Annotated in this window: 14 protein-coding genes; 8 read left to right on the top strand and 6 right to left on the bottom strand. The window is 55.4% G+C overall.

The genetic code is table 11. The features are described from left to right. Positions 1-123: 123 nt before the first annotated feature. Positions 124-1,428 (top strand): FAD-dependent oxidoreductase, encoded by a 1,305-nt coding sequence (locus tag BUC32_RS00660; protein ID WP_073248688.1) that lies wholly within the window; start codon positions 124-126, stop codon positions 1,426-1,428. A gap of 86 nt (positions 1,429-1,514) precedes the next feature. Further along, complete coding sequence (locus BUC32_RS00655; protein ID WP_175556868.1) at positions 1,515-2,282, top strand: methyltransferase domain-containing protein; 768 nt, start codon at positions 1,515-1,517, stop codon at positions 2,280-2,282. 64 nt (positions 2,283-2,346) lie between these two features. Here BUC32_RS00655 and BUC32_RS00650 read toward each other — a convergent pair whose 3' ends face one another. Continuing rightward, complete coding sequence (locus BUC32_RS00650; RefSeq protein ID WP_073248353.1) at positions 2,347-3,033, bottom strand: SGNH/GDSL hydrolase family protein; 687 nt, start codon at positions 3,031-3,033, stop codon at positions 2,347-2,349. Positions 3,034-3,329: 296 nt separating this feature from the next. On the opposite strand from BUC32_RS00650, the gene pnp reads away from it, so the two are divergent. The 3 genes from pnp (at position 3,330) to BUC32_RS00635 (ending at position 7,892) form a co-directional block, all read left to right on the top strand. Beyond that, positions 3,330-5,462: a polyribonucleotide nucleotidyltransferase gene (gene pnp, locus BUC32_RS00645; RefSeq protein ID WP_073248686.1), complete on the top strand. Its 2,133-nt coding sequence runs from the start codon at positions 3,330-3,332 to the stop codon at positions 5,460-5,462. Between the two features lie 81 nt (positions 5,463-5,543). Beyond that, positions 5,544-6,257 carry a glycosyltransferase family 25 protein gene (locus tag BUC32_RS00640; protein WP_073248351.1) on the top strand — a complete coding sequence of 238 codons (714 nt, stop codon included), beginning with the start codon at positions 5,544-5,546 and terminating at the stop codon, positions 6,255-6,257. A gap of 207 nt (positions 6,258-6,464) precedes the next feature. Next, positions 6,465-7,892 carry an aldehyde dehydrogenase family protein gene (locus tag BUC32_RS00635; RefSeq protein WP_073248349.1) on the top strand — a complete coding sequence of 476 codons (1,428 nt, stop codon included), beginning with the start codon at positions 6,465-6,467 and terminating at the stop codon, positions 7,890-7,892. 48 nt (positions 7,893-7,940) lie between these two features. Here the strand turns inward: BUC32_RS00635 and BUC32_RS00630 are convergent, their stop codons facing one another. After that, complete coding sequence (locus BUC32_RS00630) at positions 7,941-8,621, bottom strand: FkbM family methyltransferase (protein WP_073248347.1); 681 nt, start codon at positions 8,619-8,621, stop codon at positions 7,941-7,943. An 83-nt stretch (positions 8,622-8,704) separates the two neighbouring features. On the opposite strand from BUC32_RS00630, the gene BUC32_RS00625 reads away from it, so the two are divergent. Further along, complete coding sequence (locus tag BUC32_RS00625; RefSeq protein ID WP_073248684.1) at positions 8,705-9,550, top strand: alpha-1,2-fucosyltransferase; 846 nt, start codon at positions 8,705-8,707, stop codon at positions 9,548-9,550. Positions 9,551-9,648: 98 nt separating this feature from the next. Here the strand turns inward: BUC32_RS00625 and BUC32_RS00620 are convergent, their stop codons facing one another. Beyond that, the gene (locus BUC32_RS00620) at positions 9,649-10,305 is read right to left on the bottom strand and encodes an RluA family pseudouridine synthase (RefSeq protein WP_073248345.1); all 657 of its coding nucleotides are present in this window, start codon (positions 10,303-10,305) and stop codon (positions 9,649-9,651) included. A gap of 100 nt (positions 10,306-10,405) precedes the next feature. On the opposite strand from BUC32_RS00620, the gene BUC32_RS00615 reads away from it, so the two are divergent. Both BUC32_RS00615 and BUC32_RS00610 read left to right on the top strand, forming a co-directional pair. Continuing rightward, complete coding sequence (locus tag BUC32_RS00615) at positions 10,406-10,822, top strand: nuclear transport factor 2-like protein (protein WP_073248343.1); 417 nt, start codon at positions 10,406-10,408, stop codon at positions 10,820-10,822. A 1-nt stretch (position 10,823) separates the two neighbouring features. Then, positions 10,824-11,519 carry an SGNH/GDSL hydrolase family protein gene (locus BUC32_RS00610; protein WP_073248682.1) on the top strand — a complete coding sequence of 232 codons (696 nt, stop codon included), beginning with the start codon at positions 10,824-10,826 and terminating at the stop codon, positions 11,517-11,519. Here BUC32_RS00610 and rarD read toward each other — a convergent pair. The 3 genes from rarD to BUC32_RS00595 form a co-directional block, all read right to left on the bottom strand. Continuing rightward, positions 11,516-12,424, bottom strand: a complete 909-nt coding sequence (gene rarD / locus BUC32_RS00605; RefSeq protein WP_073248337.1) for an EamA family transporter RarD — start codon at positions 12,422-12,424, stop codon at positions 11,516-11,518. The genes BUC32_RS00610 and rarD overlap by 4 nt on opposite strands. A gap of 119 nt (positions 12,425-12,543) precedes the next feature. Beyond that, positions 12,544-14,994, bottom strand: coding sequence for a GcvT family protein (locus BUC32_RS00600; RefSeq protein ID WP_073248680.1), 2,451 nt, complete (start codon positions 14,992-14,994; stop codon positions 12,544-12,546). A gap of 104 nt (positions 14,995-15,098) precedes the next feature. After that, positions 15,099-16,085, bottom strand: a complete 987-nt coding sequence (locus BUC32_RS00595) for a GlxA family transcriptional regulator (protein ID WP_073248335.1) — start codon at positions 16,083-16,085, stop codon at positions 15,099-15,101.

Below are 16,085 nucleotides of genomic sequence, written 5' to 3'. Positions count from 1 at the left end.
GTTTTGTACAATCCTCCCCTCCCCAAGAGTCTGGTTTGTACAATGTGTACAATTCGCGAATTTGATTGCTTTTCGCGCCTTTTGACCTCCAATACCCGCGACACAAATTGGGGCGACCTGCACATGTCTAAGATAACAACCGATGTTCTGGTCATCGGCGGCGGCACCGCCGGATTTGGCGCGGCGGTGGCGGCAGCACGTCAGGGATTGAACGTGCATCTGATCGAGGCAGGCAACAAAGTCGGCGGCGTGATGGCGTTTTGTCCGGGCATGCCTTGGGGTGCCGCCTATCCATGCGACACCAGCATTGGCGGCCTGATGGAGGAGTTGTCGACACGCCTATTTGAGATGCAACCACCCGCCGCCGAAAGACGCCTCTGTACGCTCGAAAATTTTGGCGACGAAATCATTTACGACCACGATATTGCCACCACGGCAATGTTTGAAATGCTGGAAGAGGCGGGCGTGCATCTGCACCTGAATGCCACAGCCATTGCACCGGACATGCAGGACACAAAGATTGCATCAGTGTCGTTCTTTGATCGCCATGGGCAACATGATATCGCCGCCAAGATCGTCATCGACTGTTCCGGGGACGGTGATATTTCCGCCAAAGCCGGGGTGCCCTTTGTCCTGGGCGACGCGCGGGGCAATATGATGGGGGTCACGTTGACCTTTATGATGGAGAACGCCGACTGGGATCGGGTGTTTGCCCAGAATGATCCCTATTTCACAAGCTACGCCGCCAAGGGTATCGCTGAAGGGCGGCTGCACGAGGATTTGGGCAAGCTGTATCTGATGAAGGGGTTTCACCAGAATACCGTGTTCTGCAATTCGGTTGTGATCCGTGGCATCGACGGCACCAACCCCGAGGCCGTGGCCAAGGGCACTCAGGAAGGACGACGCCGGGCTGTGCAAATGGCCCGGTTCCTGCAACAGGATATTCCCGGGTTTGAAAACGCGCATATGACCAATCTGGGGCCGACCGTGGGCGTGCGCGAAACCCGCAAACTAAAGGGTGTCTATGAGATCACCGCTCAGGACCTTGCCGATGGTACCAGATTTCCAGACGGGATCGTATGTTGCGACAACCCGATTGATGACGTGATGCGCACCTCCAGCGACATGACCCATGACGCAATGGTGGAAACAGGCGATTACTACACCATCCCGTTTCGCGCCTTGGTGCCCGAGTATGTATCAAACCTGATGTTTGCGGGGCGGATTATCTCGGCCGATGCAACCGCCTTTGCGTCCGTGCGCGGCATGCCGCAATGCATGGCGATGGGGCAGGCCACGGGTACGGCGGCGGCGTTGGCGATCGCTGAGGGGTGTGCTGTGCAGGAAGTGGATCACGCAACACTGGTCAAGGCGTTGCAGGCGCAAGGTGTTCAGGGATTGGGACGCGAAGAATTGGCGAAAACTTAGGAATGGCGGGATGTCTGGTTTGAGCCCTAAGCGGTCACCGTATGATATACAGTCAGAATCTGTGGGAGAACTTTGGGGGCGATACCTTGAGTGAATTTTTTGATGAAGCGATGGCGGCACAGCAGGAGCGCCTAGCATGTACCAAGGACATGGTGCACCAGCGTTCGGAACTAATGCGAGTTCTATCGCCAAGGTCCGGTGAACACATTTTAGAACTTGGCTCTGGCAATGGAATTTTCGCGCGTGAGTTGGTCGATTGCTTAGGTTCGGGCGGCCGCGTGGTTGGGCTGGATTCCTCGGAAGCGATCAATGGGATGGCACAACATTTTTGCCCGCAGGGTGAATTTGTTCTGGGTGACGCTGTGTCCCTACCATTTGAAGATGTGACCTTTGATGCCGTGGTTGCGGCGCAATTGTTCAGCTTTTTGGATGATGTTGATCAGGCTTTGAAAGAAGCATTTCGTGTGCTTAGACCCGGAGGCCGCATCGTAATCTTGGATACTGATTGGGATACCCTTGTTTGGCAAAACAACACACCTGACTTGATGGCGCGGATGTTGGACGCATACAAGGCAGTCTATGCTGATGCCCATGTGTCGAAATCACTGCCGCAACGACTTGTTCGGTCGGGTTTCTGCAATATCACATCGGAAAGCTTTGTCGTCCTAAACACCGATTTTGGAGACAATACATATGCAAGGCAAACCGCTGGGTTTGCGACAGCAATCATGGAGGGATCGCCGGAATTCAGTTCAGAGGATCAAATGAACTGGCTGGATGACCAAAAGAATCTGGACCAAAGTGAAGGGTTTTTCTTTTCGCTAAACCGCTACATTTTCAGCGGAAGAAAATGATCTTGGGCGAAAGTCTGCTTCGTCCGCAGAGCAGACATAGTCCTCAGCCTTCGGTCTGCCCCACCTAATCATTGTCCCGAATGATCTCGGCCACGCGTTTGCCGATTTCGCGGCTGCCTTTGATAGATGGGTGGATCATGCTGACCGTATGAAAACTGCGGTCGCCGTGCGGCACCATTTCAGCCAGGGACAGGAAATGAACACCGTCGGCAAACTTGGCCAGTTTGGCGATGCGCGCTTCCAGTTTGTCGCCTTCGTCGCGACAGGCATCGATAACCGAGCCAACGCCGGGGCTGCGCAGATAGCCGACAAAGACCACCTGAGCACCGCTGCTGCGCAGTTTGCCGATCAACCCCGGAATGGCGCCTTTTTTACCATCGGCTGAAATCATGCGGTCCATTTTTTTGTCGCAGGCTTTGCAGCCACATCCCAGCCACAGATCATTGCCCCCGCCATTCAGAACAACCCATTCCCAATCGCCCGGAGTGTACTGTTTGGCGATCTTCATCCCCATCGACCCGGTGACTGGCAAGCCGTACAAAACCCGGGCACCACCAATCGAGCGGTTTTCAACAGGTTCCTTCAGCTCGTTGGCCACAACATGGGAAACCGAACGACCACTGACGCCATGCCAAGCCAAAAGGCTGTCGCCCATAGTCAGAATGCGGGGTGTTTTGTCTTCTGCGGCACCAAAACCACTCCAAAGGCTCATCAGCAAGGCGAGCGAAATCAAAAGAGATTTTCTAAACATAATTCATCATATCCAATGCGCCCAAAGGCATGGCGCCATAATACTACAGAGATCGCATGTGAGAAGGGCAACAATCCGAACTAAATGCGGAGAAACCGAGGCCTTGTGCATTCTCTGCCCGATGCAGTTTGCAGTTTCCAAACCACTTGTTTTCCTATATGGCCGCTCCATCTGAGCGTGGTGCCCTGATCCCGGCACCCGATAACAAGGATGAAGAGGGATCGGCGGCAATGCGGCCGCTATTGAAACGGGAGACCCAGGAACGCCTGGGAGTGCTCCCAACTAGGAAACGATATATGTTTGACGTAACGACAAAATCTATGCAGTGGGGTGAAGAAACCCTCACTCTGGAAACGGGCAAAGTTGCCCGTCAGGCTGACGGCTGTGTGATCGCCACTTTGGGCGAAACATCCGTGATGGCTGCTGTGACCTTTGCGAAGGCACCAAAACCCGGTCAGGACTTTTTCCCGCTGACCGTTCACTACCAAGAAAAATACTATGCCGCAGGTAAAGTACCTGGTGGCTTCTTCAAGCGTGAGGCCCGTCCCACCGAGAAAGAAACTCTGACCGCGCGTCTGATCGACCGTCCGATCCGCCCGCTGTTTGTGCCTGGCTTCAAAAACGAAGTTCTGGTGATGTGCACCGTGCTGAGCCACGATCTGGTAAACGACCCCGACATGGTTGCGATGATCGCAGCCTCGGCCGCGTTGACCATTTCGGGCGCTCCGTTCATGGGCCCAATCGCTGCAGCACGCGTTGGCTTTGAAGAGGGCGAATATGTTCTGAACCCAACGGTTGATGACATGCACGTTCTGCGCAACAACCCAGACCAGCGTCTGGATCTTGTTGTTGCTGGCACCAAAGACGCCGTGATGATGGTGGAATCGGAAGCATACGAACTGTCCGAAGCAGAAATGCTCGGTGCGGTGAAATTTGCACACGAGTCTATCCAGCCTGTGATCGACCTGATCATTGACCTGGCCGAAGACACAGCCAAAGAGCCGTTTGACTTCCAGCCGCCAGAATATGGCGATCTGTATGATGCGGTTAAAGCAGCTGGCGAAACCGACATGCGTGCCGCTTTTGCTTTGACTGACAAACAAGAGCGCACTGCTGCTGTTTCGGCAGCCCGTGCCGTTGTCAAAGACGCCTTGACCGAAGACCAGCTGGCAGACGCCAACCTTGGCTCGGCGATGAAAAAGCTCGAAGCTGGCATCCTGCGCGGTGACGTTGTCAAAACTGGCAAGCGTATCGACGGACGTGGCACTGCCGACATCCGTGGCATCGAATGTCAAACTGGCCTGTTGCCTCGTACGCACGGCTCGGCCTTGTTCACACGTGGCGAGACCCAAGGTCTGGTTGTGACCACTTTGGGCACCGGCGATGACGAGCAAATGATCGACGCACTGACCGGTACATACCGTTCGAACTTCCTCTTGCATTATAACTTCCCTCCCTATTCGGTTGGTGAAGTTGGTCGTGTGATGGGCCCAGGACGTCGTGAGATTGGTCACGGAAAACTGGCATGGCGTGCGCTTCAGGCGGTTCTGCCTGCGGCAACCGACTTCCCGTACACGGTACGTGTTGTGTCTGAGATCACTGAATCCAACGGCTCGTCTTCGATGGCGTCGGTTTGCGGTGGCTCTTTGTCGATGATGGATGCGGGTGTTCCGCTGACGTCTGCTGTTGCTGGTGTGGCCATGGGTCTGATCCTGGAAAACGACGGATCATATGCGATCCTGTCGGACATCCTGGGTGACGAAGACCACCTTGGCGACATGGACTTCAAAGTGGCAGGTACCGAAAATGGTATCACGTCGCTGCAGATGGACATCAAGGTGGCCGGCATCACACCTGAAATCATGGAAAAAGCTTTGGCTCAGGCCAAAGACGGCCGGATGCACATTCTGGGCGAGATGAACAAAGCACTGACAGGTGCCGCTGACTTCTCGATCCACGCGCCGCGCATTGAAACCATGCAGGTTCCAACGGATAAGATCCGTGAAGTGATCGGCTCGGGCGGTAAAGTGATCCGTGAAATCGTTGAAGTGTCGGGCGCTAAAGTCGACATCAACGACGAAGGCATCATCAAGATTGCATCGCCAAACGGCGAAGCCATCAAGAAAGCCTATGACATGATCTACTCGATCGTGGCAGAACCTGAGGTCAACAAAATCTACGACGGTAAAGTCGTGAAGATCGTTGATTTCGGCGCCTTCGTGAACTTCTTTGGCAAACGTGACGGCCTTGTGCACGTCAGCCAGATCGAAAACCGTCGCCTGAACCATCCGTCGGATGTTCTGAAAGAAGGCCAGGACGTGAAGGTCAAGCTTTTGGGCTTTGACGATCGCGGCAAAGTGCGCCTGTCGATGAAAGTTGTCGATCAGGAAACTGGCGAAGAAGTCGTTGCCGAGAAAAAAGAGGATTAATCCTCTCTCGTTTGAAACAACAAAGCCCCGGTGGAAACGCCGGGGCTTTTTCTTTGGGCTAAGCGTCGTTATCTGTGGGTCATGCACAGCCTGATCATCCATATGTCTTCCAGCATTGAGCGGCGTGAAAACGTTGATCGTTTGCTGAGTGACCTGCCTAACGCGCAGGTGATCGAAGCCGTTGACGGACGGTTGCCCGAAGTACAAACAAGCGTTGATCTGCGCCCCGGAGATCTGCACGATCCCCACTATCCCTTTGCGATCAAAGGGGGGGAAATCGGTTGTTTCTTAAGCCACCGTGCCTGTTGGCAAAAGATCGTGGATGAAAATTGGGACGCGGCCATTGTCGCCGAAGATGACCTTGCGATTGCGCCAGATAGACTGGCCCCGCTCATGAAGCTACTGGCACGCAATTCCACGCCAGACTGCTTTATCCGCATTCCACCAAAAGACCGGGAAACTCAGGCAACCGTGACCGACCGAGAGGAAGACATGGCGCTGTTTACACCCTACATCATTGGTTTGCAGACAACCGCGCAAGTGGTTGGCCGCAATGCGGCACAGCGCCTTCTGGCCGCTACACAAACACTTGATCGCCCGGTCGATACGTTCCTACAAATGCATTGGATCACAGACCAGAAGGTTGAAACCATCCTGCCCAATGGTGCCACCGAGATGCCCTTTGGCGCGGGCTCGACCGTGCAACATAAGTCCGGCGGATTGCGTTCCAAACTGATGCGCGAAATCCGCCGTGCCCGCTACAGGGCTCTGGTCAATCGCAACCCTCAGACTTAATGGTGCGGCGCAAGGCACTTCACCTTGGCCCAAAAACTCTCGCCGAAGGCGGTTGGCTGCGAAATCCGATCTTTTGCAACACCATCGGATCAGACATCGATTGACTCTTCAATTAATTTGATCAAATTCTCACCAAAGCCGTCGCAAACCCTTTTGCGGGCCTCATTTTGCACGCGGGATGTGCACAGAGTTCTCTGGAGAGTCACGATGATTGAGAAACGCCAATTTTACATCAACGGAGCCTGGGTCAACCCGGTTGCCGTAAACGATATGGATGTGATTGATCCGGCCACGGAAGACGTGTGCGCCGTGATCTCAATCGGCGATCAGGCCGATACAGACGCCGCCGTCGCCGCTGCCAAAGCAGCGTTCCCGACCTGGGCGGATACGCCGTTGGAAGAGCGTATCGCGCTTTTGCGTAAACTGGGTGAAGTCTATGAAGACCGCCGCGATGACATGGCCGAGGCCATGCGCCTGGAAATGGGCGCGCCCATCGATCTGTCGCGCAACTCGCAATGGGGATCAGGCAGCTGGCATCTGGAAGGATTCCTTGATGCCCTCGAAGGCTTCGAGTTCGAGAAAGTTTACAAAGAGGTTGATCGCATCCGCCTTGAGCCGATTGGCGTGTGCGGCATGATCACGCCTTGGAACTGGCCAATGAACCAAGTGTTCCTCAAGGTTATTCCGGCGCTGGCCGTGGGCTGCACGATGGTGTTGAAGCCTTCGGAAATCGCACCGTTGTCGTCGATCGTTTTTGCCGAAATCGTGGATGCTGCGGGCTTCCCCGCTGGTGTGTTCAACATGGTGAACGGCGATGGTGTCGGCGTTGGCACACAGCTGTCCTCGCACCCGGATGTGGACATGATCAGCTTTACCGGATCAACCCGCGCTGGCACGGCCATTTCTAAGGCCGCCGCCGATACGCTCAAGCGCGTGAGCCTCGAGCTGGGCGGAAAAGGCGCCAACATCATCTTTGCCGACGCGGACGAAAAGGCGGTCAAGCGCGGTGTGATCCACTGCATGCAAAACACTGGCCAATCGTGCAACGCGCCAACCCGTATGTTGGTGGAACGGTCACATTATGCCAAAGCAATCGAGCAGGCCAAAGCCGCTGGAGACGCCACTCAGGTCGGCCCGACAAGCGACTCCGGCCGCCATCTGGGCCCCGTCGTCAGCGAGTTGCAGTACAACAAAATTCAAGGCCTGATCGAAACCGGAATCAAAGAGGGCGCGACCCTTTTGACGGGCGGACTGGGACGCCCGGAAGGCATCAACAAAGGCTATTATGTACGTCCAACGATCTTTGCGGACGTCACGCCGGATATGACCATCTACCGCGAAGAAATCTTTGGCCCTGTTCTGGCCATCACACCCTTTGACAGTGAAAAAGAAGCCATCGATATGGCCAATGACACAGTCTATGGCCTGACAAACTATATCCAGACCAGCAATGCCGAACGCGGGGTGCGCGTCGCGCGGGCTGTCAGATCTGGTATGGTCGAAGTCAATGGTGCGGATGCCCAATGCGGGTCGCCATTTGGCGGTTATGGCCAGTCGGGCAATGGTCGCGAAGGCGGTGTCTGGGGCATCGAAGAATTCTGCGAAATCAAGGCCATCGCAGGATGCCCCTGGTAAAACACCCGACCAGCAAATTCAAACGCCGGGGTCCATCCCCGGCGTTTATTATTCTGGCGACCCTCTAAGAGCTTTGTGATGCCATTCTTCCCAAATGAACGGGTAGCACCAGACACAAGTATGGGTCTTGGACAGAGCCTCGCGGATATCATCGCGTCGCTTGCGATCCCCTTCGCTGAACTTGTGAAACTGGACTGTGATGCGTTCGAACTGATCTATTAAACCGTTCTCAATCAAGGCAGGCAGCAGGTCGTACTCACCGCCTTCGATGTTCATTTTGGTCGCGCCAATCTTTTCAAATCCAAACTCTTTGAACACCTCCGCAACATTGCGGACAGCCCCTTTGGCGGTTGGACCATCGGCCACCAAGGCGGAAGATGCATTTTCATCATCAGACAGAAGCAACTCAGCGTCAGCGCTGCCGATGGCATAGGCATGCGGCACCACGTCGTCGCGTTCTGCAAATCGCTGCTCAATCATGGTTGCAAACCGCGGGTGCGGCTCGAACACATGCACATTCACCGCATAACGCGCCGCCATCGCCTCGGCCCAGTCTCCGTGATAACCGCCGATGTCCAGCACCACATCGCCGGGCATCAACCCTGTATAGGACGCGGGCGTATTCTTGCCATGCGCTGCGCGAAAGGCTTTGTATTCCGCGCGAAATGCGCGATACGCCGGGTCTGTCATGATCCGCCAGAATTTACTCAGCTCGCTTCGAACGCTCATGTTTGCTCCTGATTTCTGCCTCGCCCGCAGAGCTGACCTCTGCTAACAAGGCTGTGTTTTACGCCAAAAGGAAGTGGCTTACCATGATCTTCGCGCGGCTGTTTGGTGGTCTCGGCAACCAGATGTTTCAATATGCGGCCGGTCAGGCGCTGGCCACCCGTTTGGGCACCAAGCTGGCGCTCGATTTCCGCAGTATTGAGAACAATGGCACACGCCCGTTGACCGAAGTTTTCGATCTGGACATTACGCCAGCACCATCGCTACCCCCCGCGAAACATGACGGAATTTTGCGTTATGGTCTTTGGAGGGTCTTTGGTAGCGACCCAAGGTTTCAGCGTGAAAAGGATCTTGGGTATAATTCCGGTTTTGCACAGTGGACCGACAACAGCTACCTGCACGGCTACTGGCAATCCGAGCAGTATTTCGCCGAAATCGCCGACCATTTGCGACAGGTGTTCCAGCCAACCCCGGCTCCGTCACCGGAAAATGCAGCGATTGCTGACCACATCAACTTAACGACGTCTGTGTCTCTGCATGTGCGTCGCGGCGACTACCTCGCGGTGGGTGCACACGGCGTTTGCTCAGAAGACTACTACAATGCAGCGATTGAACACATCGCAGCTCGCCAGATTGGCAGACCAACGATTTTTGTGTTTTCAGATGATCCGCAGTGGGCCCATGACAATCTGCCCCTGCGTTTCGAAAAGGTCGTTGTCGACATTAACGGCCCAAAAACCGACTTTGAAGACCTGCGCCTGATGAGCCTCTGCCAACACAATATCATCGCCAATAGTTCATTCTCTTGGTGGGGCGCATGGCTCAACAATAATCCGGAAAAAATTGTGGCCGCTCCGACAGACTGGTTCGCCGCAAAAGGCATGCAAAACCCGGATATTCTACCAAATGACTGGCACCGGATTTCTGCCTAGAGCAAAGCCTGTGCTTCACAATTTCGAAAATACACTGGGGTGAGCATCGCCTTTGCCTGGGCAGAAACGTCATAAGGGGCGACGCCCCTCTTCAGTTTCTAAAATGGCGCCTTGGCCCGAAAACTCATCCCTCGGCCACTGTCAGGATGATTGATACGCAGTTCTTCGGAATGCAGCATCATCCGGTCATAGTCCTCACGGGCCGCTCCTTTGGCATACAAAGGATCCCCTAAGATCGGATGGCCCAGCGCCTGCATGTGCACGCGTAGCTGATGCGTGCGTCCGGACTTGGGCGACAACCGTACACGGGTGTCATCGTCTGACACCTTCAGCACACGCCAATCGGTCACCGCTTGCTTGCCCGTGTCATGGCATACCATCTGGCGGGGGCGGTTCTCCCAATCGACAATCAAAGGCAAATCAACGGTGCCGGATTTTTCCTCCATCCGTCCCTCAAGCCGCGCGACATAAGTCTTTTTCGTCGATCGCTTTTCAAACTGCATCGACAGGTTTCGCTGTGCATGAGGGGTCAGTCCGAACACCAATACGCCCGAGGTGTCGCGATCCAGCCGATGCACCAATAGAGCGGTGGGAAAGGCCACTTGCAAACGGGTCAAAAGACAATCCGCCAGATGGTCCCCCCGGCCCGGCACAGACAACAGTCCGGCAGGCTTGTCGACGACGACGATCTCGTGATCTTCGTGCAGGACCACGAGCGGATCCATGGGCGGGGTATAATCGGATGAAACTGCCATGCGCAGGCTTTAAAGACCCAGCCTCGGATCGGCAACCCAACGTCAGCCTTGCCTAAGCAAAAGATATCGGCAGTCTTGGACAAAATACGAGGAAGGTCTCATGCACCCAACCATCCAGCGCATTCAAGAGGTTATTGCCTCAGGTGATGACACGTTGATCGAGGGCCTTTTGGCCGAGGACGTCACCTTTTTACCGCCCACGTACTGGGCCACGTGGACCGGCCGCGAGCCGGTGGCCATGCTTCTTGGTCATGTGGGTAAGATCTTTACTGAATTCCGGTATCGTCGCATTCTTGGCGAGGGAAAAGACTGGATCTTAGAGTTCCAGTGCAAGGTCGGTGATCTTGATGCGGTTGGAGTTGATCTTTTGACACTTGATGATGATGGCCTCATCCAGAAATTTGAGGTTGCCATTCGCCCCTACAAAACGGTCAAGGCTTTGCGCGAGGCGATGAACGCGCGGGTCATGAGCGACCCTCGCTTTCTTAAGCATAAGGATGCTGTCACAAGAGGCTGACATGATGGCGTTGGATCAAATTGCAAGGCTCCTACTTGCGCCGGTGTTGCTTGCCCAAGGCCTGTGGGTGCGGCGCACAGCACAACAGCTGCCCGAACCGCCGGGACCGCGATCCGGAGGCAAGGGCGATGGATTACGGCTTTTGATTCTGGGCGACAGTTCGGCGGCAGGGGTTGGTGCCAGAACGCAGTCCAAAGGTCTGGGCGGTCAGCTTTCGAAGGTGATGGAACAACACGGCCCGTTGACTTGGCATCTGGAGGCAGAGATCGGGGCCACCACAAAAACCTCGTTAAGAAAGCTGTCTGAGTTGCCGGATCAGACCTTTGACACGGCCCTTTTGGTGCATGGGGTGAATGACACCACGCGTTTTACCTCTTCCAAGATGTTCCAGGCGCGACAGAAAAAGCTGATGGATCACCTGCGCAGGCGCCATGGTGTCAGGCATGTGATCCTCTCAGGCCTGCCGCCAATGCACCATTTTCCACTACTGCCACAGCCCCTTCGGTGGGTGCTGGGGTGTCATGCGGTAAGGCTCGATCGTGTTCTGGCGGGCATCGCACAGTCGCAGGAAGACGTCAGCCATCTGGCGCTTGATTTGCCCTATGAGCCCCGATTTGTGGCGATTGATGGATTCCACCCCTCAGAAGACGCCTATGCTGTGTGGGCCGGACAAATTGCCAAGGCGATCCCAGGTTAGGGTTTCGGTTGGCGCAGCTGACGCACCATAGGAATTGAATAGACCACCAAAGCGGCCCAGATCAGGGGAAACGCGATCATCCGCCCCTGCCCGATTTCTTCTCCGAACGCGAGGATTGCGGTGACGAAGATCATCGTTGGCGCGATGTATTGCAGGATACCCATCGTCGACAGGCGCACCAGCTTGGCTCCGTTGGCGTAGACCATAAGCGGCACTGCCGTGACTGCGCCGCACCCCACCAGCAAAGCGGTATCGTAAAGACCAATCCCGAAATGCGCCGTACCCGAGGCAGTTAGCCAAGCAGCATAGCCTACTGCAGGTATGGCGAGGATCAGAACCTCGAGCAGGAAGCCCTGATTAGGTCCGATAGGCAAAGACCGTTTGAACATCGCGTAAAAACCCCAGCTGAATGTTAGCCCCAATGCCGCCCAGGGCAACGAACCAGCGTCAACAATCAGGACCGCAACGCCCGCAGAGGCAAGGCCAATGGCGACGAACTGTGCCCGCGTCAAACGTTCCCCCAGAAAAACGGCCCCAAGACCGATGCTAAACAATGGGTTGATGTAGTAACCAAGGGCCGCATCCAGCGCGTTTCCACTTGTGATGGCCCAAACGTAAATCGCCCAGTTAACCGAAACCAGCGCGGCGGTCAGGCAAGCCATCGCCAGCATACGCGGATTGCCAAGGGCCGCCTTGAGATCATGGGTGCGTTTTAGCGCAATCAACACCAACCCGGCTATTGGAATAGACCAAATGACCCGGTGCGCCACGACCTCAATTGGCGGGATATGAGACAGCAGTTTCATATAGAGCGGTAAAAAACCCCAAAGCACATAGGCCGTCACCGCAAAGGCGAATCCTCGTGGGGTATCTTCGGCCTGGGATTTAATTGGGGGCTGCGCCATTCCGGCACTCCTGAATGAGCTACCGAATTCTTATGGCAGGAGATTTGCGAAAAGAAACCTCAAAAAATGAGAGCCCCGGCATCAACATTTGTGATGCCGGGGCTCAATACTTTTATAACTTAAACTTTGACCCGTTCCGACTTGGGATCATACATCGGCTTGAGCGACGCCTCGGCGCGCACGCGGGTGCCCATCACGTCGATCTCATAGGTTGAGGCCAACACGTCAGCCGCTTTTTCACCTTCGCAGGGCACGTAGCCCATGCCGATGGCACCGCCCAGCGTGTGGCCGTAGTTGCCAGAGCTGATGTAGCCGACAATCTCGCCGTCGCGGATCAGGGGTTCATTATGGAACAACAGCGGTTCGGGATCGGTCAGTTTGAACTGCACCATGCGGTGTTTCGGCCCGGTTTCCTTGCGTTCCAGCACGGCGGCCTTGCCGATAAAGTCGGGCTTGTCAGTTTTCACCGCAAAGCCAAGCCCGGCGTCGATCACATGGTCTTCGCAGGTGATGTCATGACCAAAGTGGCGGAAGCCTTTTTCGATGCGACATGAATCCATCATGTGCATGCCGCACAGCTTAAGCCCCATGTCCTGTCCGGCCTCGAACAGAGTTTCAAAGGCGTGGCCCGCCATGTCTGCGGAGACATAGATTTCCCAGCCCAGTTCGCCCACGTAAGTGACGCGGTGCGCGCGCGCGATCCCCATGCCCAGCTCAATGTCCTGCGCGGTGCCAAACGGGTTGGTAGCGTTGGTGAAATCTGCGGGCGATACTTTTTCCAAGAGCTTGCGCGCGTTGGGGCCCATGATGGCCAGCACACCTTCGCCAGGGGTCACATCAGTGATGACCACATTAAAGTTGCCTTTGTGACGCTCCATCCAGACCTGATCCGCCAGACGGGTCACCGCTGGTGTCACGACCAGATAGGAAGTCTCGGTCAGGCGAGTGATGGTCACATCCGCCTCGATACCGCCGCGCGAATTCAGGAACTGCGTATAGACGATCTTGCCATTCGGTACTGAATAGTTGCCGCCGCCAACATAGTTCAAAAAGGCTTCGGCGTCGGGGCCTTCGACACGGATTTTGCCAAAGGAGGACATGTCGTACATGCCGACGTTTTCACGCACCGCGCGGTGTTCAGCAGCCGAATTTTCAAACCAGTTCTGACGTTTCCACGTGTATTGGTATTCGCGTTCCTGACCTTCGTTGGCAAACCAGTTTGCGCGCTCCCACCCGCCTATCTCGCCCATGACCGCACCTTGTGCGAGCAGGTCGTGATGGAATGGCGTGCGGCGCACACCACGTGCGGTGGCCTTTTGGCGATAGGGGTAGTGATCGGCATAGAGCAGGCCGAGGGTCTCTTTAGAGCGTTCGAAAAGATAGGTTTTATTGCCCTGGAACGGGTGCATCCGACTAATGTCAACGTCGCCCAGATCAAACGGTTTCTCGCCGTCCTGCATCCATTGTGCCAGCGCCATACCGGCGCCACCGGCCGACTGGATACCGATCGAGTTGAACCCGGCAGCGACCCAGACGTTGTCCATCTCGGGCGCGAGGCCAAGGTGGTAGGCATCGTCCGGCGTAAAGCTTTCGGGACCATTGAAGAAGGTGTGAATGCCCGCCTCGGCAAGCATCGGCATACGATTGACAGCGGCTTCCAGAATGGGTTCGAAATGGTCGAAATCTTCGGGCAGCTGATCGAACTCAAAACTGTCCGCGATACCGTTCATGCCCCAAGGCTTGGCGTTGGGTTCAAAGGCACCGAGCAGAATTTTTCCGGCATCCTCTTTATAATAAGCGCATTCATCCGGCACGCGGAGAACCGGCATCTGAGCCAGTTTGTCGATGCCTTCGGTGACGATGTAGAAGTGTTCACAAGCATGCAGCGGAACATTGCTTCCCGCCATTTTACCAACCTCATGGCCCCACATACCCGCGCAGTTGACGATCATGTCACAAGCGATATGGCCCTGTTCCTTGCCGTCATCGCTGGCCCAGTCCACGCCTGTGACGCGACGCCCCTCTTTGGACATACCCGTGACTTTGATGCGTTCTTTGACCGTTGCGCCCATCTGACGTGCGCCTTTGGCCAGTGCCAGCGCGATGTTGGCCGGATCGGCCTGACCATCGGTTGGCAACCAGACACCACCAGTGACCCCGTCAAGATTGATATGTTCGTATTTTTCCAAAACTTCCTTTGGCGAAAGCTCTTCCACGGGAACACCAAAAGCACGTGCCATGGCGGCAGTGCGATAGAGTTCTTCCAGACGCTCATCCGTCAGCGCAGCCGACACGGATCCGACCTGACGCATGCCTGTCGCGACGCCGGTCTCTTCCTCCAGTCCGAGGTACAATTCGGCAGAATAGCGCGCCAGCTTGGTCATATTCGCGGTCGCGCGCAGCTGACCAATCAGGCCAGCAGCATGCCATGTCGTGCCAGAGGTCAGTTGCTTGCGTTCCAGAAGAACCACATCCTTCCAGCCGAGTTTCGCGAGGTGATAGGCCACCGAACAGCCTACAATACCGCCACCGATAATGACCACGCGGGCCTTGTTAGGAAGATCAGCCATTTTTTTCTCCAACGATCCTGAGTCGTGCGTATTCTGTCAGTTTGGGTCGAAAAAAACATTCCAAATACGTCACTAAATGAAAGGGAAACCCCCTGCTTATATTGTTATGTTTGCGCCGCGCGGCGCTCTTTTCGTACAACCAATGGGGTTTTCCCAAAGAAACTTTTATAGAGCCCACTGAACCCGCTGCCAAAGCCACAAACCAAACCAACCTCGCGCACACTGAGGGTTGTGTTCAGCAAGAGGTTGTTTGCTCTGGCCAGCCGAAGTTCGCGGTAGAACGTGTTGGGCGTTGTGTTCAGATAGGTGCGGAATTTGCGTTCCAGAGAGCGGTTCGAAATCTCGAGAAGGCGCACCAGATCATTGATCGGCAGAGGCTCTTCGATGTTGGCGCTCATCAATTCGATGCATTGATCCAGTTCGTTGTCACCGGTGCTGGTGGATTTGGCCCCGCCAAACGGTTGTTGGGTCGAAAAATCGCGAATACGTTCATGCAGCATGATATCCGCCACTGTCATCTTGGTCGCCGCCGAAACATGCCGCCCAATCAGATTGAGCGTGACGTCCAGCGTGGCCTCCATGCCCGCGCAGGTTACGACGCGACCGTCTTCCACAGCCAGCGAAGACCCGGCATCAAAGAATCCAATGCGTTCGCGCAACAAAGCACTGTTTTCCCAATGCGTGGTCAAGGCCTGATGGCGGTCACCATGTTCGCTGATATAGCGGCTGGCGGCCTCGGCCAGCAGGAACACCTGAGCATTGCGATAGGTATAGGATTTGACAGTACTGCCGACCGACAACGCCGGATTGTCTGGATTGGAATTACCAACCACAAACAGGTAATCTGCCGTCGGTTTTTCGGGCAAACACTCGGTTTCAACAAGAACACCGGTACGGGTCCGCACGATGCCACCCCGCAGAGACCGATAGGTGCATTCGAACACCGGGCTGACGCTGACGCGGTTTGCGATCATCAGGACATCCACAATGCCTGCCAACTCTGTCAGGACAAAATCGTCCGCCAGCAATATGTCAATTCGCCAGACCTTGCTGACGTTTACAAACTCTTTCTGGCGAACTCCGGCTGTCAT

Source organism: Shimia gijangensis (assembly GCF_900142085.1).
In the GTDB taxonomy this organism is placed as follows: domain Bacteria; phylum Pseudomonadota; class Alphaproteobacteria; order Rhodobacterales; family Rhodobacteraceae; genus Shimia; species Shimia gijangensis.
Note: the sequence above shows the minus strand (reverse complement) of the source record. Positions and strands in the feature narration are given on the sequence as shown.